Origin of the sequence: Sulfitobacter sp. JL08, assembly GCF_003352045.1 — a bacterium.
GTDB lineage: Bacteria > Pseudomonadota > Alphaproteobacteria > Rhodobacterales > Rhodobacteraceae > JL08.
The window spans coordinates 1,047,762-1,067,947 of the sequence record NZ_CP025815.1; the positions used below are offsets into that span (position 1 = coordinate 1,047,762).

General features: G+C 57.5%; 19 protein-coding genes. 7 read left to right on the forward strand and 12 right to left on the reverse strand.

Features of this window, described 5'->3' with window-relative positions; translation table 11 throughout:
* Window positions 1-92: 92 nt before the first annotated feature.
* Window positions 93-2,039, reverse strand: coding sequence for a threonine--tRNA ligase (gene thrS / locus C1J05_RS05335; protein WP_114869344.1), 1,947 nt, complete (start codon window positions 2,037-2,039; stop codon window positions 93-95).
* A gap of 100 nt (window positions 2,040-2,139) precedes the next feature.
* Window positions 2,140-3,144: an Lnb N-terminal periplasmic domain-containing protein gene (locus C1J05_RS05340; RefSeq protein ID WP_114869345.1), complete on the reverse strand. Its 1,005-nt coding sequence runs from the start codon at window positions 3,142-3,144 to the stop codon at window positions 2,140-2,142.
* Between the two features lie 163 nt (window positions 3,145-3,307).
* On the opposite strand from C1J05_RS05340, the gene C1J05_RS05345 reads away from it, so the two are divergent.
* The 4 genes from C1J05_RS05345 to C1J05_RS05360 all read left to right on the forward strand — a co-directional run bounded on the left by C1J05_RS05345 (window position 3,308) and on the right by C1J05_RS05360 (window position 5,993).
* Window positions 3,308-4,054, forward strand: a complete 747-nt coding sequence (locus C1J05_RS05345) for an alpha/beta fold hydrolase (protein WP_114869346.1) — start codon at window positions 3,308-3,310, stop codon at window positions 4,052-4,054.
* Window positions 4,055-4,078: 24 nt separating this feature from the next.
* A complete protein-coding gene (locus C1J05_RS05350) occupies window positions 4,079-4,513 on the forward strand; it encodes a VOC family protein (protein WP_114869347.1) in 435 nt (144 codons plus the stop codon).
* A gap of 14 nt (window positions 4,514-4,527) precedes the next feature.
* Window positions 4,528-5,142 carry a hypothetical protein gene (locus C1J05_RS05355; protein WP_114872133.1) on the forward strand — a complete coding sequence of 205 codons (615 nt, stop codon included), beginning with the start codon at window positions 4,528-4,530 and terminating at the stop codon, window positions 5,140-5,142.
* 140 nt (window positions 5,143-5,282) lie between these two features.
* Window positions 5,283-5,993 carry an alpha/beta fold hydrolase gene (locus C1J05_RS05360; protein WP_114869348.1) on the forward strand — a complete coding sequence of 237 codons (711 nt, stop codon included), beginning with the start codon at window positions 5,283-5,285 and terminating at the stop codon, window positions 5,991-5,993.
* 3 nt (window positions 5,994-5,996) lie between these two features.
* On the opposite strand, the gene phaZ is transcribed toward C1J05_RS05360, so the two are convergent.
* The gene (gene phaZ / locus C1J05_RS05365; protein WP_114869349.1) at window positions 5,997-7,268 is read right to left on the reverse strand and encodes a polyhydroxyalkanoate depolymerase; all 1,272 of its coding nucleotides are present in this window, start codon (window positions 7,266-7,268) and stop codon (window positions 5,997-5,999) included.
* Between the two features lie 111 nt (window positions 7,269-7,379).
* On the opposite strand from phaZ, the gene C1J05_RS05370 reads away from it, so the two are divergent.
* From C1J05_RS05370 to phaR, 3 genes are all read left to right on the forward strand, one after another.
* On the forward strand, window positions 7,380-9,209 hold the full coding sequence (locus C1J05_RS05370) for a PHA/PHB synthase family protein (RefSeq protein ID WP_114869350.1): 1,830 nt from the start codon (window positions 7,380-7,382) through the stop codon (window positions 9,207-9,209).
* A gap of 131 nt (window positions 9,210-9,340) precedes the next feature.
* Window positions 9,341-9,787, forward strand: coding sequence for a phasin family protein (locus C1J05_RS05375; protein WP_114869351.1), 447 nt, complete (start codon window positions 9,341-9,343; stop codon window positions 9,785-9,787).
* A 179-nt stretch (window positions 9,788-9,966) separates the two neighbouring features.
* On the forward strand, window positions 9,967-10,524 hold the full coding sequence (gene phaR, locus C1J05_RS05380) for a polyhydroxyalkanoate synthesis repressor PhaR (RefSeq protein ID WP_114869352.1): 558 nt from the start codon (window positions 9,967-9,969) through the stop codon (window positions 10,522-10,524).
* A gap of 15 nt (window positions 10,525-10,539) precedes the next feature.
* Here the strand turns inward: phaR and C1J05_RS05385 are convergent, their stop codons facing one another.
* The 9 genes from C1J05_RS05385 to C1J05_RS05425 all read right to left on the reverse strand — a co-directional run bounded on the left by C1J05_RS05385 (window position 10,540) and on the right by C1J05_RS05425 (window position 20,108).
* Window positions 10,540-11,745: a DegT/DnrJ/EryC1/StrS family aminotransferase gene (locus C1J05_RS05385; protein ID WP_114869353.1), complete on the reverse strand. Its 1,206-nt coding sequence runs from the start codon at window positions 11,743-11,745 to the stop codon at window positions 10,540-10,542.
* A gap of 141 nt (window positions 11,746-11,886) precedes the next feature.
* A complete protein-coding gene (locus C1J05_RS05390; RefSeq protein WP_114869354.1) occupies window positions 11,887-13,191 on the reverse strand; it encodes an NAD(P)/FAD-dependent oxidoreductase in 1,305 nt (434 codons plus the stop codon).
* Between the two features lie 107 nt (window positions 13,192-13,298).
* Window positions 13,299-14,657 (reverse strand): glutamine synthetase family protein, encoded by a 1,359-nt coding sequence (locus C1J05_RS05395; RefSeq protein WP_114869355.1) that lies wholly within the window; start codon window positions 14,655-14,657, stop codon window positions 13,299-13,301.
* The gene (locus C1J05_RS05400) at window positions 14,654-15,337 is read right to left on the reverse strand and encodes a type 1 glutamine amidotransferase (RefSeq protein ID WP_114869356.1); all 684 of its coding nucleotides are present in this window, start codon (window positions 15,335-15,337) and stop codon (window positions 14,654-14,656) included. The genes C1J05_RS05395 and C1J05_RS05400 overlap by 4 nt, the downstream gene beginning before the upstream one ends.
* A gap of 61 nt (window positions 15,338-15,398) precedes the next feature.
* Window positions 15,399-16,718 (reverse strand): glutamine synthetase family protein, encoded by a 1,320-nt coding sequence (locus tag C1J05_RS05405; RefSeq protein WP_114869357.1) that lies wholly within the window; start codon window positions 16,716-16,718, stop codon window positions 15,399-15,401.
* A 98-nt stretch (window positions 16,719-16,816) separates the two neighbouring features.
* A complete protein-coding gene (locus tag C1J05_RS05410; protein ID WP_114869358.1) occupies window positions 16,817-17,623 on the reverse strand; it encodes an ABC transporter permease in 807 nt (268 codons plus the stop codon).
* The gene (locus C1J05_RS05415) at window positions 17,620-18,507 is read right to left on the reverse strand and encodes an ABC transporter permease (RefSeq protein ID WP_114869359.1); all 888 of its coding nucleotides are present in this window, start codon (window positions 18,505-18,507) and stop codon (window positions 17,620-17,622) included. Before C1J05_RS05415 ends, C1J05_RS05410 begins: the two co-directional genes overlap by 4 nt.
* A 51-nt stretch (window positions 18,508-18,558) precedes the next feature.
* On the reverse strand, window positions 18,559-19,281 hold the full coding sequence (locus tag C1J05_RS05420; protein ID WP_114869360.1) for a transporter substrate-binding domain-containing protein: 723 nt from the start codon (window positions 19,279-19,281) through the stop codon (window positions 18,559-18,561).
* A gap of 38 nt (window positions 19,282-19,319) precedes the next feature.
* Window positions 19,320-20,108 carry an ABC transporter ATP-binding protein gene (locus C1J05_RS05425; RefSeq protein ID WP_114872134.1) on the reverse strand — a complete coding sequence of 263 codons (789 nt, stop codon included), beginning with the start codon at window positions 20,106-20,108 and terminating at the stop codon, window positions 19,320-19,322.
* Between the last annotated feature and the right edge of the window lie 78 nt (window positions 20,109-20,186).

The following is a 20,186-nucleotide window of genomic DNA, read 5'->3' on the forward strand; positions in this document are numbered from 1 at the left end:
CGGCAACGCGTTGAAATATAGTAAAGATTCGCCCGGGTGTTTCAATCCGGCCGGGCCATGCCGACCGGATTGCGCCAAATCCTTGCGAATTGTTACAGCAGATCGGGCGGTGTCGCTGCCGTCTTCAGCGTCTTTGTTACATCCTCCAGCGGCTCGACGCTGGTGTGTTTTTCGCCCAGACGGCGCAACGTCACGGTGCGCTCGGCCACTTCGCGGGCGCCGACAGCTAGAATGACAGGCACTTTGCCAACCGAATGTTCGCGCACTTTGTAATTGATCTTTTCGTTGCGCACATCGGCCTCGGCGCGCACGCCAGCGGCGGTCAGTTGCGCCACAACTTCGTGCACATAGTCATCCGCATCCGAAATGATCGAGGCCACGACAACCTGACGCGGGGCCAGCCAGAACGGCAGCTTGCCCGCGTGTTCTTCGATCAGGATACCGATGAAACGTTCGAATGATCCCAGACACGCGCGGTGCAACATGTAAGGGCGGTGCTTGGCACCGTCTTCACCGATATAGGTGGCACCCAGCCGTTCCGGCAGGTTGGGATCGACCTGAAAGGTGCCGCATTGCCACTCACGACCGATCGCGTCAGTCAGTTTGAAGTCCAGTTTCGGTCCGTAAAACGCGCCTTCACCTGGGTCGAGCGTATAGGCGTTTCCGGTAGCCTTGATTGCATTTTCAAGCGCGTTTTCAACATGGTCCCAGCTTTCCTCAGTACCCACGCGTTTTTCCGGCCTTGTTGCAAACATGATCTCGAATTTCTCAAATCTGAGATCCTTGTAAACTGATGACAAAAACGCGATGAACTTGGCACATTCCGCCTCGATCTGGTCCTCGGTACAGAAAATATGTGCGTCGTCTTGAGTAAACCCGCGCACCCGCATTATTCCATGCAACGCCCCAGAAGGCTCGTATCGAGTGCACGACCCAAATTCGGCCAACCGCAAAGGTAAGTCTCTGTAGGATTTCAAGCCCTGATTGAAAATCTGCACATGGCAGGGGCAGTTCATCGGTTTAAGAGCGTTGATGGCTTTCTCGCGTGCGTGCTCTTCGTCGACTTCGACGATGAACATGTGCTCCTGGTACTTGTCCCAATGCCCGGACGCTACCCATAGCTTTCGGTCGACGACTTGAGGCGTGTTGACCTCTTGATAGCCGTCAACGCGCTGCTTGCGCCGCATGTAATTTTGTAGTTCCGTGTAAACCGTCCAGCCGTTGGGGTGCCAGAAAATCTGCCCTGGTGCTTCTTCCTGCATGTGGAACAGGTCCATCTCGCGGCCAAGCTTGCGATGGTCGCGCTTGGCGGCCTCTTCCAGCATGTGCAGGTGCGCCTTGAGCTGTTCCTTGTTGGTGAACGCGACGCCGTAAATCCGCTGCAACATCGCGCGGTCGCTGTCGCCGCGCCAATAGGCGCCGGCGATGCTCATCAGTTTGAACGCGTCACCCGGAACCTGACCGGTATGTTGCAGGTGCGGCCCGCGGCACAGATCCTGCCAGTGGCCGTGCCAGTACATGCGCAACGGTTCGTCACCGGGAATGGCGTCGATCAGTTCGACTTTGTAGGGTTCGTTATTGGCCTTGTAGAACTTGATGGCGCGCTCGCGGTCCCACACTTCCGTGGTGACGGGATCGCGTTTGTTAATGATTTCCTTCATCTTCTTTTCGATCAGGCCCAGATCTTCGGGGGTGAACGGTTCGGACCTGTCGAAATCGTAATACCAGCCGTTTTCAATCACCGGGCCGATTGTGACCTTGGTATCAGGCCAGATTTCCTGCACCGCGCGCGCCATGATGTGCGCCAGATCGTGGCGCACCAGTTCATTGGCCTGCGCCTCGTCCTTCATGGTGTGAATGGCGATACTCGCATCACTTTCAATCGGCCATGCCAGATCGTAATGCGCGCCATCGACGGTGGCGGAAATGGCTTTTTTCGCCAGAGACGGGGAAATATCGGCAGCAACCTGCAACGCGGTGATACCTGCGTCATAGGACCGTGCATTGCCATCGGGAAGGGTAAGTTGGATTTGGGCCATGTTGGGCCTCCTCGTCGGTTTGGCGCCTACGAGACGCCCGGTTGCGGGTTATGTTCGCGCGCTGTGTGGCGACAGATTGCGGGTAAGTCAACCGGTACGATTACCGCGCCGGTGTCGGAACCCCGACACGGATCGCTTGTGAATAGCCGGACGTCAGCCCAACCTCCTGCGCGCGTTCGTCAATATGGGACAGCGCGCGCAACTCTTCCATCGGCACCCGCGTGTCCAGTGCGCCCTGATCATAGGCAAAATCGGGCAGGTAGCCGTTTAGCAGCAACCGCCAGTCCAGCGGGATGTTCACGCCGATGGCCCGCACCATGCGAAACACGGTTGTGGTGCAGTTGGTGGTGACAGAGTTGTAGAATTGCGGTGTTGCCGCCAGCAAATTGGCATCGCGTACGTATTCTTCCAACAGGGTGCGCGCCACAAGGGGAGATGTGTTCAACCGGTAAAGCTGCACGTCTTCGCCCCGGATGTTGGAGCGCACGCCCACCACATCGCGTTCTTCGGCGGCGACAAGAACCAGCGTGTTGGTCTTGAAAAAATCCGCCAGCGGGGAAAACCCGCCATCCACCTCGCGCCGCACCTCGACGGACCACGCCAGATAACGCCCGTCCTGAAACCCGAAGCTGACAATGAAATGGGCGATTTCCGGCCCGTCCCAGTGGGACAGAAACAGATCGACGCCTTCCAGTGTCGTCAGATCATAGCTGCGCTGCACCCAGTTTTGCGTCTTGTCGTCTTCGCTGCGCCATTCAAAATCGCGCACATCGTTCAGGGTCAGTGTATCTCCGTCGATTTCCCCGGTGACCTGCCGCGCCACGTCCGGGGCCCAATTGCCATCGGCAGGGGGTTCGATCGACTCCCACCAGATGAAGATAAGCGCCATCGCAAAGGCAAACATCGCAAGCGAGCGCGTCGGGCGTTTGCCAAACTGGGCTGCCAGCGTGGTCAGGCCCAGCAGGCCCACACCCCCCGCCGCAATCATGCGGGCCGTTTCTTCCATCGGAAGGCGAAACCACAGGGCAAGGCCCGACCACACGGTCAGCCCCGCCACCAGCAACACAAGGATGCCGACGAAAATGATTTTACCGACAAGTCGCATGGCCTGTCCCCTGTTCTGCCCGATTAGACACCGGCGCGGGTTTTGCCCCTTTTTTACCGGTTTTTGGCTGTCTTGATATACCTCGCCACATTTTCGGCCATATCGCAATGAAGAATTGCGGTCAGGCCGGTCACGTGCATGATGGCAGCAAAAGGAGAAACCGATGCCTGCCACCACATTTCTGGAGACCGATCAGGGCCGCACGCTGGCCTATCATCTGACCCAGGGGCGGGGGCCGTGCATCGTGTTTCTGGGGGGGCTGAAATCGGATATGGAAGGCACCAAGGCGGTCCACCTTGAAGCATGGGCCAGAGCGCAGGGGCGGGCGTTCTTGCGGTTTGATTATTCCGGGCATGGCGAATCCTCGGGCCGGTTCACAGACGGGTGTATCGGCGATTGGGCGCAAGACAGCCTTGCTGCCGTCACCGCCCTGACCACCGGGCCGCTGGTGCTGGTCGGATCGTCCATGGGCGGGTGGCAATCGCTTTTGCTGGCGCGCGCCATCCCCGAAAGGATCGCCGGTCTGGTCACGATCGCCGCCGCGCCGGATTTTACCGAAGACGGGTACTGGGCCGGTTTCAGCGATGCCCAAAAGGCCGCATTGGACAGTGTCGGCCATGTGGAACTGCCCTCTGACTATATGGAGCCCTACATCATCACCAAACGGATGATCGAAGACGGGCGAGACCAGTTGGTGTTGCGCGCACCGCTTGCCCTGCCTTTTCCGGTGCGGTTCCTGCAAGGCACCCAAGACACCGCCGTCAGCACGCAAACCGCCCTGCGCCTGCTGGATCACGCAATTGGCCCCGATATGCGCCTGACGCTGGTGAAGGATGCGGATCACCGGTTTTCTGACGATGTGTGTCTGGATTTGATCGTGTCCGCCGTCAACGATGTGCTGGCGGATTAGCATACTGCGACAAGGAAGACGGACATGGACCAGCGGATTAGCCTGATTACCCTCGGTGTGCGTGACATTGCTGTTTCGCAGGCATTTTACTCCGCCCTTGGATGGGAACAGGCCGATGCAGAAGGCGGCATTGTGGTGTTCGATCTGATCGGTCAGACGCTTGGGCTTTATCCGCTTCAGGCGCTGGCGGATGATATCGGCTTGCCGGTTGATCACTTGGGCCACGGCGCGAAAACACTGGGGTATAATTGCCGTCGCAAGGATGAGGTGGCAGAAGTTCTGTCTGCAGCAGAAAACGCAGGCGCGCGCATCCTGAAAGCCGCATCAGACGTGTTCTGGGGCGGGCACCAAAGATATTTCGCCGATCCCGATGGCCACATCTGGGAGGTTGCGTTCAACCCGTTTTCGCCCTTGTCCGACAAGGGCGCATTCCGCTGGGCGGGGTATCCGGAACAATGAAACCGCCCGCCAGCATGAGAAGCCTTGAAAATTTCGGGCGCACCCGTTTGAGCAAACATTTTTTCATGCGCGATTTCCTTTATTCCGAAATCGGCAATTTCCACAGTATTCCAAACCTGCCGGACAATCCCGATCTGGCGATCAAGGCGGGCAAAATATTGTGCACAGAACTGCTGGACCCGCTGGAAGAAACCTTTGGCCGCATCGCGATCCGTTCGGGGTTTCGCAGTCAGGTGCTGAACCGGTATGGCAACGAAAACAATCTGAACTGTGCGCGCAACGATGCCAATTACGGGCACCACATCTGGGATGTGCTGGACAATGGCGTGATGGGGGCAGGCACATCGCTGGCGATCCCGTGGTTCGCCGACCAGTATGATCAAGGGCGGGACTGGCGCGATCTCGCGTGGTGGATCCATGATCATCTGCCCTATTCGCATATGTATTTTTTTCCGAAACTCGCCGCATTCAACCTAAGCTGGCGCGAGGTGCCGCGCCGCACGATTTCAAGCTATATCGCGCCCAAGGGAAAGCTGCTGGCGGCCGGGGCATCGCCTGATGAGCCGATCGATGAACGCCGCGCGCGCTATGCCGATTTTCCACCGTTTCGCGGCATAGCCTATCCCTAATCCACATTTTTCTGCCGACAGGCTGGCTTGGCCTTGCCTGCGGTCGGCGCATTGGTCAATGTGGCGTCAAGAAGACCCCAAAAATGACGGGCCGCAGGACACAGCATGATTTCCCCAATCCTTTCTAATCGCGGCTGGCCATGACCGAACCTGTCGTTTTTCTGCCCGGAATGATGTGTGACGCCCGTGTGTTCGGCGCGCAAATACTTGATTTGTCGGGGCAGACGCCGGTGATGGTGGCCCCCATCACCAAAGGCGAACGGATCGAGGAGATTGCATCGTCCCTGCTGGATGCCTTGCCCGCCAAATGCGCGCTGGTCGGGTTAAGCATGGGGGGCATCGTCGCGATGGAGCTTTTGCGCCGCGCGCCAGAGCGGGTTTCGCGGATCGCGCTGATATCGACCAGCCCGCTTGATGACACGCCCCAGATATCCGCCGCGCGCGAGCCCCTGATGGTGCGGGCCAAAGCAGGACGGCTTGAGGATGTGATGGCTGAAACACTGCAGCCCGAATACCTTGCCCCCGGTCCCAAACGGGTAGAAGTGTTATCGATTGTAAAAGAGATGTCGCAGGCGCTGGGCCCGGATGTGTTCATACGCCAGTCGCGCGCCCTGCAGCGGCGGCGCGATCAGCAAAGCACGTTACGCAAATGCAAGGTTCCCGCGCTGATCATGTGCGGCGCGCACGACCAGCTTACGCCGGTCAAACGCCACAGTTTCATGGCCGAACTGATCCCGAATGCGCAGTTGCAGATCATGGAACATTCCGGCCATCTGCCGCCGCTGGAACAATCCGACGCGGTCACTCAGGTGTTGCGGGACTGGCTGAAAATGCCGTTTATCCTGCGCTGACTTTCAGGCCGCCGCGTTCTTGTTCGCGGCTTTCTTGGATGGTTTGCCGCTGTTGGCGTCGATGAAATCCAGAACCAGCGGGCGGATGTTGTTGCGCCAGCTTTTGCCTGCGAAAATGCCGTAATGGCCCGCTTCGGGTTCTACATGGCTGGCTTTTTTGCTGTCGGGTAGGCCGGTACACAGATCAAGCGCGGCAATGCACTGGCCGGGAGCGGAAATATCATCCTTGGCCCCTTCGACGGTTTTGACAGCAACCGTCGTGATCTTGCCGATATCCACCTGCTTGCCCGCAACGATAAATTCGTTCTTGGCGATTTCGCGGTCTTTGAAAATCCGTTCAACCGTGGACAGGTAGAATTCGGCCGGCATATCCATCACGGCAAGGTATTCATCATAAAACCGGTTATGGGCGTCGTGATCGGATGCTTCGCCTTTGGCGACCCGTTGAATCTGATCCACAAAGGCCTGCCCGTGGCGTTCGCTGTTCATCGACATGAACGAGGCAAGCTGCAGCAAACCGGGATACACCATGCGGCCCACGCCGGGATACTTGAACCCGACCCGCTGGATCATGGTTTCTTCCAGCTGGCCCATCGTCACGCGGCGGCCGAAATCTGTAACGTCTGTCGGTGTCGCATCGGGATCAATCGGGCCACCAATCAGGGTCAGCGAGCGGGGCTGCGCATCCGGGTCCTGTTCGGCCAGATAGGCGGTGGCGGCCAAGGTCAGCGGGGCGGGCTGGCATACGGCAATCACATGTGTGTCCGGTCCCATTTCGCGCATGAAGTCGACCAGATACAATGTGTAGTCTTCGACATCGAATTTTCCGGCGCTGACGGGAATATCGCGCGCATTGTGCCAGTCGGTGATGTAGACTTCGCAATCGATCAGCAGGCTTTTCACGGTCGAGCGCAGCAGCGTGGCATAGTGGCCCGACATCGGCGCAACCAGCAAAACCTTGCGCGGGCGCGGCTTGCGGCCATTGATGTTGAAATGGATCAGATCGCCGAACGGGCGCGATACGATGGTTTCGACATTAACCAGATGGTCCTTGCCGTCTTCGCCGGTAAAGGTGCGAATGCCCCAGTCCGGTTTCACCGTCATACGCTGGAACGTGCGTTCCGTCACTTCGCCCCACGCGGCGATCATGTTCATCATCGGATTGGGAAACATCGAAAACGCAGGGTAGGATGCCATCGCCAGCGCCGAGGCCCCCATCCACTGGTTGGTGTTCCGGATCGTTTCCATCCAGTCATATGTGACCATGTAGCGCATCAACCATCTCCTTGCTTGATCGCGAACCACGTCCGGATCATACGTCGCTTTGCCCCGCAGCGAATGCGGCGCTATGCTGCACAGCAGCGACGTTAAGGGGGATTCGGCAAGATGACAACACGAGACAATGACGCGGGCAATACGATCGGCACGGAAGGTGGCGAAATTGCAGCAGAAAATCTGGAAAAGCTGACCGAGAACCTGACCAAGGTGGAAGAGCTGTCAAAGCGTTTGATCAACGCAATGTCACAGAAGAAGCCAAGCAATCCCGCCCTAAGCGCGCCGGATCAGGAGCTTTTCAGCAAAGCGGCCACGGCCTACTGGACGCAGGCGATGCACAATCCGGCTAAGTTGCTGGAGCATCAGCTGGAGTTCTGGAGCAAATCGGTCAAACATTATGTCGAAGCGCAACATATCTTGAGCCATGGCAAATTCGAGGCCCCCGCCGATCCCGGCCCGAAAGACCGCCGCTTTTCAAACCCGCTGTGGGACACGCATCCCTATTTCAACTTTATCAAGCAGCAATACCTGATCAATTCCGAAGCTCTGAAGCAGGCCGTTGCACAGGCCGGCGATCTGGATCCGGTTGAACAGCGCCGTTTGACCTATTTCACCCAGCAGATCGTCGATATGATGGCGCCCACCAATTTTCTGGGCACAAACCCCGATGCGCTGGAAAAGGCCATCCAGACCGAAGGCAAATCGCTTGTCGACGGGCTGGAAAACCTTGTTGCCGATCTTGAGGCGAACAATGGCGAACTGGTTGTGCGTCTTGCAGACGAAAAAGCATTTGAACTGGGGCGCAACATTGCCACGGCCGAAGGCAGCGTCATTTACCGTAACCGGATGATGGAACTGATCCAGTATTCGCCCACCACGAAAGAGGTTCACGAAGTTCCGCTGATCATCTTTCCGCCCTGGATCAACAAATTCTATATTCTGGATCTCAAGGCGCAAAACAGCCTGATCCGCTGGATCACCGATCAGGGCTATACCTTGTTTGTAGTCAGCTGGATCAACCCCGACGCGAAATACAAGGATGTCGGGATGGAGCAGTATATCGAAGAGGGATATCTGACCGCCATTCGCGAGGTCAAAGCGATCACCGGTCAAAAACAGGTCAACACGGTCGGCTATTGCATCGCGGGTACTACGCTGGCGCTGACGCTGTCGCTGTTGAAACAGCGCGGTGACAAATCGATCAAGTCGGCAACCTTCTTTACGGCGCTTACCGATTTTTCGGATCAGGGCGAATTTACCCCGTTCCTGCAAGACGATTTCATAGACGGTATCGAGGCCGAGGTGGCCGACAAAGGCATGCTGCCTTCATTCGTGATGGCACGGACCTTCAGTTTCCTGCGCTCGACCGACCTTATTTATACACCCGCGATCAAAAGCTACATGATGGGCGAGGCCCCGCCGGCATTTGATCTTCTGTACTGGAACGGCGACGGTGCGAACCTGCCCGGCAGGATGGCGGTGCAATATCTGCGCGGTCTTTGCCAGAACAACGCACTGGCCGAAGACGGGTTTGAATTGTTCGATACCAAACTGCATCTGAAAGATGTCGATGTGCCGCTGTGTTCCATCGCGTGTGAAACCGATCATATCGCGGCATGGAAGGATTGTTATCGCGGGGTCCAGCAGATGGGATCCAAGAACAAGACCTTTATCATGACCCAGTCGGGCCATATCGCCGGCATCGTCAATCCGCCCACAAAAAACAAATACGGCCACTATACCAATCCTGATCTGGATCTTGATCACGATGCCTGGCTGAAAGGCGCGGATTTCCACGAAGGATCATGGTGGCCCCGGTGGGAAGGGTGGCTGGCGAAACGGTCCGGCAAGATGGTTTCGGCCCGAAAAGTCGGGGATTCGGATCATCCTGTTCTGGCCGCAGCGCCGGGAACCTATGTGGAGATCAAGGCAAGTTCTTGATTTCAATAATATTTTAATATTTATGCTGCGATGCAGCAAAAAATACTTGAAATGCTGCGCCGCAGCAAGTATATCTTTGTCATCAAGACGAAACGGGGCTGGCCCGGACATAGAGACAAAGGATTAAGACAATGGCTAAAGCACAAGACATGACAGCAGTTCTGAAAGACATGATGGGCGCATTCCCGGTCGACACAGCTGCAATGGAAGACGCATTCAAGACAACAGCATCGCTGAACGAAAAACTGTCGGGCGTTGCTCTGAACGCTGCTGAAAAATCCACCGAGATTTCCAGCAAATGGACAAAAGACACTCTGGCCAAACTGGCTGAAATGTCGAAAGTCAAAGCAGAGCCTGCCGATTACGCCAAAGCAATGACCGATTTCGCATCCGCTTCTGCCGAAGTTGCTGCTGAAAACATGGCCGCTTTCGCTGAAATCGCGAAAAAAGTTCAGATGGACACAGTTGAGCTGATGATGGCCGCTGGCAAAGACATCTCGGAAGATGCAACTGCCGCAGTCAAAAAAGCCACAGGCGAAGTGACTGCAGCTGCCAAGAAAGCTGCAACTGCAAAATAAGAACGCTGATCAGCGTTCTTCCTCCCGAGGACGCGATTGCGGGGGCGAACCTTCTGGTTCGCCCTTTCTTTTTTGCAGACTGACTTAAATCACAGGTCCGCCAGTACGACACGCTCTTTCAATTCCACCGCACCTGTCCTAGGCTATGCCGCAGTGCTGCATTTGGGAAAGGTTGGCGCGTGACACAGACAGATAAACCCCTGCTCATCAAAAGATACGCAAGCCGACGGCTGTATAACACCGAAACCAGCGATTACGTGACGCTGGAAGATATCGCAGGATTCATCCGCGCCGGACGCGAGGTGCAGATCGTGGACCTGAAATCCGGCGACGACCTGACGCGCCAGTACCTGCTGCAAATCATTGCCGAACACGAAAGCCGCGGTGAAAGCGTATTGCCGATTGATGTGCTGACCGATTTAGTGCGCAGCTACATGCTGCCGGGCGGGTCTGTGGTGCCGCAATTTCTGCAAGCGTCATTTGACATGCTGCGCGATGGCCAATCCAAAATGGTTGAAAACATGACCACTCTGAACCCGATGGCGAAAATGCCCGGGTTTGATGCGATGCAGGCACAGCAAAAGGCATTCATCAAGGCCATGACAGGCGGCATGTCTGACAAATGGACCGGTGCTGCCTCTGGCCCCGCACCGGAAGAGGCGGAAGAAACCGAAGACCTCGATGCGATCAAAAAGCAGCTGGCCGAACTTCAGGAAAAGCTGTCGCGCCTGAAGTAACTGACGGCAGGCCTTTCAGGTGCCATAGGCGCGCACCGACCCCAACACTGGCCCCATGGTTTCGGTAATTGCGTTCAGCAGGACGCCGGCAATCGCGTCCAGATCGCCTTGCCGCAATTGAACCGGCAGGCGCACATCACAGGCCCGCATCAACATGGAGCGGGTCTGCGGCAAATCCGGCAGATCCGCGACAAACTGCCAGTTCCAGAATGCGCGCGCGTTGTCTGCCGACAGGCCAAACACCTGCACCTTGACCCCGTTTGCCCCTGCGATCTGCACGAAATGGCGCACTTCGTCATCCGACAAACCCGACAAATTGAACTGGATCGAATCCGGCGCGCGGTTTTCCGGGGGCAGGGCATCAGGCACCTGCATCCACTTTGATGTGTTCAACTGTGCGGCCACGTAATCATGGTTGCGCCGCCCGTCGCGCACACGGCGCGGCAACTCGGCCAGTTGCGGGCGAATGATTGCAGCGCTCAGGTTGTTCAGGCGCAGGTTATAAAGCGGCAATTTGTTCTGCCAGCGCGCAAAGGCCTCCTGCAGAACCGGATGTTTCTGCCAGTTATGTTCGTAAGCACCCGACATGATGATGGCGCGCGCGACAAGATCGGCATCATCCGTGATCAGAATTCCGCCTTCACCGGCGTTGATCATCTTGTAGGATTGAAACGAATAACACCCGACGCGCCCCAGCGTTCCGATGTTGCGCCCGTTCCATGTGGTGCCCAGCGAATGGGCGGCATCCTCGATCACCGGAACTCCGGCTTTCTCACACAGCGCCAGAATGGCATCCATATCCGACGTGTGCCCGCGCATATGGCTGATGATCACGGCGCTGATGTCATCCCCCAGACGCTGTTCAAAATCGGCCAGGTCAATACGATAATCCGTGCCCACCTCGCACAACACCGGAATGCAATCGGCGTGCAGAACCGAAGACGGCACCGCGGCAAATGTGAACCCGGGGATCAGCACGCGCGCATCCCGCGGCAGACCCAACGCCTTGAGAGACAGGAACAGCGCCGCAGAACACGATGATACCGCCAGCGCAAACCGGCTGCCCATCATTTGCGCAAATTCCGCTTCCAGCAGCGCCACCGGCGCATCGGCATCGGCCGTATAGCGAAAAAGATCGCCCGTTTTCAGCAACCGGTCAATTTCGGCGCGGGCAGTTTCAGGGATCGGTTCGGCGGAATGGGTGTCGGGAAGAGGGGGCATAATCAGCTTTCCTTAATTCTACCTTTCAAAATAATAAAACAATGTAGCGGGCGTGCAAAGCAAAAACTGCCCGTTCGCCTTGCATCGGCGAAACCGGACTGGCCTTGATTTCAGGTAATGTGCGGCTTTGCGCTGACCGGCTCAGAGGCCCATGCGGTCGCGCATGGCATACCATGTCATCGCCAGTACCAGCAGCGGCGAGCGCATCATCGATCCGCCCGGAAAGGACGGTGTCGGAACCTTCGACATGACATCAAATCCGCTGGCCTGCCCCTGAATGGCCAGCGCCATCAGTTGCCCCGCATGGGTGGCCGTGCCAACGCCGTGGCCGGAATAACCCGACGCCGACAGGATATTGGGGGCAACCCGCGCCACGTAGGGCAGGCGCTTCATCGTAATGGCCAGCGTTCCGCCCCATGTATAATCGAATTTCACGTCTTTCAGATGCGGAAACACGATAGACATCGGTTTGCGCACCACCGCGCCGATATCCTGTGGAAAACGGTAGCCATAGGTTTCGCCACCGCCGAACAACAACCGCTTGTCATGGGACAGACGGAAATAATTGACCACAAAGCGGCTGTCGGCCACCGCCACATCCCGCGTCAGAACCTGCGCGGCATCGTCGCCCAGGGGTTCGGTGGCTGCGATGAAATTGTTGATCGGCATCACCCGAGCCGCCACTTTGCGGTTCAGATTTCCCATATATCCGTTACAGGCCAGAACCACGTGATCGGCAACCACGCGGCCCTTGTCGGTGTGTACGATGGGTTTGGTCCCTTCGGTGATGTTATGCACATGGCTCAACTCATGAATGCGAGCACCTGCTTTTGCCGCCGCCTGTGCCAGACCCAGCACAAAATTCAGCGGATGCAGATGCCCCGCCCCCATGTCCAGCGTACCGCCCTTGTAATCGGGCGACGGGCACAGCGCATGGCACGCCGCTTCGTCCAGCGGTTCGATTTCGTCATAGCCGTAATCGCGTTGCAGCTTTTCGGCGTAGCGATGCGCGTGCTCCACATCCGCCGCGCTGGATGCGGTGTGCGCCACACCCGGTTTCAGATGGCAGTCGATCTTGTGCTTTTTCACCAGCGCCTTGACCAGTGCCTTTGCCTCTTCTCCCATGCGCCACAGACTGGCCGCATCATCCTTGCCCACCAGACGTTCCAGACCGTCCTGTTCCATGCGCTGGCCGCTGCCCAGTTGGCCGCCATTGCGCCCGGACGCGCCAAACCCGGCGCGGTGTGCTTCGACAACCACAACGTCCAGACCCGCCTCGACCAGATGAAGCGCCGCCGACAATCCGGTATACCCTGCGCCGACCACACACACATCTGCCCGGGTTTCGCCCCGAAGCGGCGCAAAAGGCGGCAGCGCATTTGCTGTCGCGGCATACCAGCTGTCGGGATATGTCCCTGTTTTGTCATTTGAATACAAAAGGTTCATGCTACAGCTCCGCTCTGGCGCCGGGGGAACAGCGCCTTGCCTTCATTCGTCCGGAAATACTCACCTGCTCCCGCCGCGCGTCTTGCGGCACCGGTGCCGGTTGGATTTTAGACGTTGATCAACAGGTGCTCGCGTTCCCACGGTGAAATCACCTGAAGAAATTCCTGATACTCGGCCCGCTTCACGATCGAGTAGACCCGCGCGAAATCCGGGTGCAGCACATCGTGCAGATCCTTGGCCTCGTCAAACAGATCCAGCGCGTCGCCCAATACGCTTGGGATATCGCCTTCGCCCTCATACGCGTCGCCCTTGTATTGCTTGTCGGGCCATTCTTCGTTGATCAGACCAAGATAGCCGCAGGCCAGCGATGCGGCGATGCCCAGATAGGGATTGCAGTCCATTCCGGCCAGACGGTTTTCAACGCGGCGTGCCTCCGGCCCCGAAAGCGGAATACGAATGCCCGTAGTGCGGTTGTCGCGGCCCCATTCCAGATTGATCGGCGCGGCGTGTTCGCGCACATAGCGCCGATAGCTGTTCACATAAGGCGCCATCACGGCGATGGCCGACGGCATGTGGTTCTGCAATCCAGCGATAAAGTTGAAAAATGCGTCTGTCTCTCCGCCTTGCGGGCCGGAAAACAGGTTCTTGCCGGTTTCAATATCGATGATCGAATGGTGGATGTGCATCGCGCTGCCCGGTTCATCGGCAATCGGTTTGGCCATGAACGTGGCGAAACAATCGTGGCGCAACGCCGCCTCGCGGATCAGGCGTTTGAAATAGAACACCTCGTCCGCCAGTTTGATCGGATCGCCGTGGCGCAGGTTGATCTCAAGCTGGCCAGCGCCACCTTCCTGCGTGATACCGTCAATCTCAAGCCCCTGCGCTTCGGCGAAATCATAGATGTCATCGATCACGGCGCCGAACTCATCGACCGCAGTCATCGAATAAGCCTGACGGGCGGCGGCGGGCCGGCCCGATCTGCCCATCATCGGTTTGATTTCCTGTGCAGGATCAATGTTGCGCGCCACCAGATAGAATTCCATTTCGGGGGCAACGACCGGTTCCCAGCCTTTGGCACGATAAAGATCAACCACACGCTTGAGCACATTGCGCGGCGCGTAAGGCACGCGTTTGTCCTTGCGATCAAAGGCGTCGTGGATCACCTGCAACGTCCAGTCGCCGGTCCATGGTGCCGCCGAAGCCGTGCTCAGGTCCGGTTTCAGGATCATGTCGCGTTCGATAAATCCCTCTTCACCCGCGGCTTCGCCCCAATCGCCCGTAATGGTCTGATAAAAGATGCTGTCGGGCAGGTGAAAATATTTCTGGTAGGCAAATTTGGTGGCCGGCATGGCCTTGCCCCGCGCGATACCGGGCAAGTCCGAGATAATGCATTCCACTTCGTCCAGACGGCGCCCCTCCAGAAAGGTGCGGGCGGCCTCGGGCAGCTTATCGGTCCAGTCGGTCATCTTGTTCTCTCTTTTTTGAAAAACGCGGCCATCTGGGCTGCGATGTCGGCGCTGGCGGTGGGCCTGTCCAACTTGGTGCTTGCTTCGGCCATGATCTCGTCGGGCACGATGCCTTTGCCGCGCCCTTTCATCAGCCCGTCCAGAAATTCAGCCGTGAATTCGGGATGGGGTTGGATCGACCATATCTTATCGCCGTAAACCAGAGCGGCGTTTTCGCAGAAATCCGTGCGCGCAATCACCTCTGCGCCCTCGGGAACCTTGACCACCTGATCCTGATGCCAGGCGTTCAGCGGTACCTTGTGGCCGTCAAAATCATATTCGGTATAGCCGACAGACCAGCCACCGGAATATTTTTCAACCTTGCCACCCAAAGCCTGCGCAATGATCTGGTGCCCGAAACAGACACCGACCAACGGGCGGCCATCCGCATAGATATCGCGCACGAACTCTTCCAGTTTCGGGATCCACGGGTGATCTTCGTAAGCGCCATAGCGCGATCCGCTGATCAGCCAGCCGTCGCAGTCGGTGACGGCATCGGGAAACACGCCATCCACGACGGGATAGGCCTGAAAGTCAAGCCCGTACCCCGCCAGTAGGTTGGGATACAGAACATCATAATCACCCAGCTTGTGGATCAGGTCGTCAGGCGTGTGCCCCGCCTGTAGAATGCCGATTTTCATAGGTCACCAATAATTTGATCAAATTCAGAATAGCGGAGCCTTCTTCAGCGGGCAAGAGGGATTAAACGCGCTCCAGCGTCGCCAGCCAGTGCTCTTCGGATGGCAGTTCGGCCATGCGTTTGATTTCCTGCCGTTTGGTCATCACAAGGTTTTCGATCAGTTGTGGATGAAAGATACCGGCAATGATCGGATCGGTTTCAAAAAGACTGACAGCGCTTTCCCAGTCCGACGCAAGCTGCGGCAGACCCGGAACATCATAGGCATTTCCGGTGACCGGGTCAGGGGGTGTCAGTTCGGCCTCGATCCCCTGCATGGCCGCACCCAGAACAACGGCCAGCATCAGATAGGGGTTGATATCGCCGCCCGCGACCCGGTGTTCAATGCGCCGCGCCGATGCGCTGCCGCTTGGGATACGGATCGCAGCCGTGCGGTTTTCATAGGCCCAGGCTGCCGCCGTCGGGGCATGTGCGCCAGGAACCAGACGATCATATGAATTGCTGTGGGGGGCAAAGATCAGGGTCGATGCGGGCATCGCCGCCAGACAACCGGCCACCGCATGGCGCAAGATCTGGCTGCCCTCGGGGCCACCATTGCTGAACACGTTTTGCCCGTCACCATCGACCACGGAAAAATGCACATGCATTCCATTGCCGGCATCTTCGGGATAGGGTTTGGCCATAAAGGTGGCGGAATAGCCATGTTTGCGGGCCATTCCGCGCACCAGTGTCTTGAAAAGCCACGCATCATCCGCGGCGTGCATGGCGTTCTGGTGGTTCAGTGTCACCTCGAACTGGCCCATGCCGGATTCCGAAATCGAGGTCTGCGCAGGAATTTCCATGGCGTCGCAGGCGTTATAGAGATCGGTAAAGAAATCATCAAACGCATCCAGCTGCGCCACGGACAAGATTGCAGAACTGGTGAGCGGGCGGCCCGACACCGGACTGCTGGGCGCCTGCGGTCTGTCGCCGGAATCATCGATCAGGGTGAATTCCATTTCCGTTGCCGCCATGACAGACCAGCCGCGCGCGGTGTATTTGGCGACAATGCGCGCCAGCGCGTTACGCGGATCGCCTTCGAACGGAACGCCGGGGGCTGTTTCCATCGCCATCGGCACCAGCGCGCTGGGGTTGGACAACCATGGCATCGGAACCGCGCCCCGGTCTGTCGGGCGCAGAATGCCGTCGGCATCGCCTGTCGCAAAAACCAGCGGGCTGTCTTCGATGTCGGCCCCCCAAAGATCGACATTCAGCACCGACAGCGGCATGCGCACGACACCGGTGTCCAGTTTGCGAGCGTAACTTGCGGGCACACGTTTGCCCCGCATCTGACCGTTCAGGTCGCTGGCCGCGACACGAAAGGTCGAATAACTTTTCAAATCCATTAAACGACGTCCATTCCCATTTTTTTGCTCAAATACTCACGCATCGCGGTAAATGTCTATGGGGATGCAATCGGCACAGCGCTGCCAGGGCGCGCGATTCAGCGAATGACGTTCACTTTCAGCTTTAGTTTCTGGCGCACATTTGACGGTAGGTGCCGGTTGAGATGCTTGTTCGCCAGTCCGAACAAGCCGACGATGCACAAGGTCAGCAGGATGAAAAAACCGGCCAGAATAGGGTAGGGCACAAACGGGTTGAACGTCTTGTCGGCAAAGTAGCTGGCATAATAAAGCGCATCGCCGCGTTGCTGCCATGCCGGAAATCCGCTGAAGTAGACAAGGGTCGTGGCGTGAAACAGGAAAATCGCCTCGTTCGTGTAGGCAGGCCATGCCAGCCGCAGCATCGTCGGCCAGATGATACGGCGAAACCGCGACCAACCCGACAGCCCATAGGCATCCGCAGCTTCGATATCGCCCTTGGGGATCGAACGCAGCGCGCCGTAAAAGATTTCACCGGTATAGGCGGCGGTGTTCAGGAAAAGCACGATCAGCGCCCCCAGCCAAGCGGCCGTAAACGGATCAAAGATCGGGTTCACGCCTTTCAGGCTGAGAAACAGGAAATACGCAAAGAAGAACTGGATGAACAGCGGCGATCCGCGGAACACGAAGATGAACCATTCCGCAGGTTTGCGCAGCCATTTGTTGCCCGATCCTTTGGCGACGGCCAGCGCCGTGGCCAGGAAAAAGCCGGTCAGCAACGCCAGAACGCCGAAATACACGTTCCAGATCATGCCCGATCCGATCAGGGTCACCTGTTCGCAAATCGTGAAATTGTCACGCGGCAGCAACCGTTCGCCAATACCGATAGAGCGCAGCGCGTAATCCTGAAAGGTTTGCCAGCAACTCATGACGTAGCCGCCTTGCGTTGCGCTTCACCGCCGGCGGTGGCCTGGCCATGGGTCAGTTTCAACATCAGCCGTTCCAGAACAATTTCCGAAACGCGGGTAAAGGCGAGGTAGAACACCAGCAAAAACAGGAAATACCACATCCGCCAATCCCCATGAGGATACGCGGTGAACTTGCTGGTCTTGGTGCCGCCCAGTTCACGGGCCCAATAGACAATATCTTCAATCCCCAGCAGGAACAGCAGCGGCGTTGCCTTGATCAGCACCATCCACAGATTGCTGAGGCCGGGCAGGGCATAGACCCACATTTGCGGCACCAGAACGCGCCAGAATGTCTGGCGGTGCGACATGCCGTAAGCCTCGGCTGTTTCAAGCTGGGCGTGGGGAACGGCACGCATGCCCCCGAACAGGACGTTGGCGGCAAAAGCGCCGAACACGATGGCAAAGGTAATCACCGCCAGCGAAAAGCCGTATGTCTCGTGTACCCATTGCGGTGCGGTGCTCAGCGGCAGTTTCGCGGACTGGCAGACGATGAAATCACTGCCCTGGCGGATCGGCTGATCCCAGTCGGGGCACATGACCTTGTGCCGCAGGAATTCAAAGGCCTGATCCAGCGCAATGACGAAAAACAGGAAAAAGGCGATGTCGGGCACACCGCGCACCAGCGCGATATAGGTTTTCCCGAACCAGCGCAGCGGCGCAATGCGCGACCGTGCGGCCATGGCCCCCAGAAAGCCAAAGCCAAGCGCCACAGGTGCCGTGATGGCCAGCAGCAACAGCACTTTGAAAAAAGCGATGTAAAACGACATGTGCACGCCAGTCGTCAGATAGCAGGACAACCACCTGAAGGTGCCCAGCGTGTCCGGATCGGTGCAAAATGAAAACATGTCGGGTGCCAAAACGACAGGCCCGCTAAGCGCGGGCCTGTCTGTTTCCTATCAATAGGTTGCGGTGCCTTCACCGAACCATTTGATCAGCAGTTCGTTCAACGAACCGTCCTCTTTCATCGAGGTGATCGCGGCGTCGAATTTGTCGCGCAGTTCATTGTCGCTTTCGCGCAGGCCCATGCCAACACCACCACCCAGCGGAACATTGGGGCCGACAAACATCAGCTCGCCATTGGATTCTTCAACCAGCGGCGCCAGATAGTCGCGGTCTGCAAAAACGGCATCCGCTTCGCCGTTGCGCACGGCGGCAACGGTTTCTTCGGGTGTAGCAAACTCAACCAGCGTTGCACCGCTTTCCGCGATGTAACCGGCCTGAATGGTCGCGGTTTGTGCGGCAACCACTGCGGACGTCACATCAAGACCCTCGGCTGCGCCGACATAGGCCGAATCGGTGGGCGGAAAGTAATCTTGCGTAAAGTCGATGACTTCATCGCGTTCGTCCGTGATGCTCATCCCGGCGATGATCGTATCGTAGTTGCCGGACACCAGGTTGGGAATGATCGAATCCCAGTCGTTCTTGACCCACTCGCAGGTCAGACCGGCGCGCTTGCACAGCTCGTCGCCCACTTCACGCTCGAACCCGTCAACTTCGCCGGCGTCGTTGATGAAGTTATACGGAGGGTAGGCACCTTCTGTGCCCATGCGCACCGTATCGGCCATCGCGAATGTTGCGGACAAGGCGAATGCCGCAGTTCCAAGTATCAGTTTTTTCATTGGTTTTTCTCCCACTTTGATTTTTTTGGTCGTTCTTTTTACGCTGCAACGGTTGCCGAAAGGAACCCTTGCAATCGTTCTGATTTGGGCGCGCCGAACAGTGTGGCGGGCGGCCCTTGTTCTTCGATCAGGCCCTGATGCAGGAACACAACGTGATCCGATACATCGGCGGACAGTTTCATATCATGCGTCACGATCAGCATCGTGCGCCCTTCGTTGGCCAGATCCTTGATCACGCGCACAACTTCCTGTTCCAGTTCCGGATCCAGTGCCGATGTCGGTTCGTCAAACAACAGCGCCTCGGGTTCCATGCACAGGGCGCGGGCGATTGCGGCCCGCTGTTGCTGGCCACCCGACAACTGGGCAGGAAACACATCGCATTTGTCGCCGATTCCGACCTTGTCCAGATATCCGCGTGCCGCGTTTTCCACTTCGCCACGCTCGCGGCCCAGAACGGTACAGGGCGCTTCCATCACGTTTTGCAGCACTGTCATGTGCGACCACAGATTGAACTGCTGGAATACCATGGACAGGTTCGTGCGGATGCGCAGAACCTGTTTGGGGTCCGCAGGTCGGCGGTTGTGGCCATTGCCGCGCCATAGCACCGGTTCGCCTTTGAAAAGAATTTCGCCCTGCTGGCTGTCTTCCAGAAGATTGGCACAGCGCAGCAATGTCGACTTGCCAGATCCCGAAGACCCGATCAACGATACCACATCTCCGCGATGCGCAAGGATATCGACACCTTTCAGAACTTCCAGATGGCCATAGCTTTTGTGCAGCCCTTTGATTTCTATCACAGGTGTTGGATCGGTATCGGTGTCGGACAAAGGCAGGCCAATCTTGTTATGCGGCGATTGCAGGGTAATAGGGATGAAAAATCGCGCCAATGCAACGTCCAAAACGGA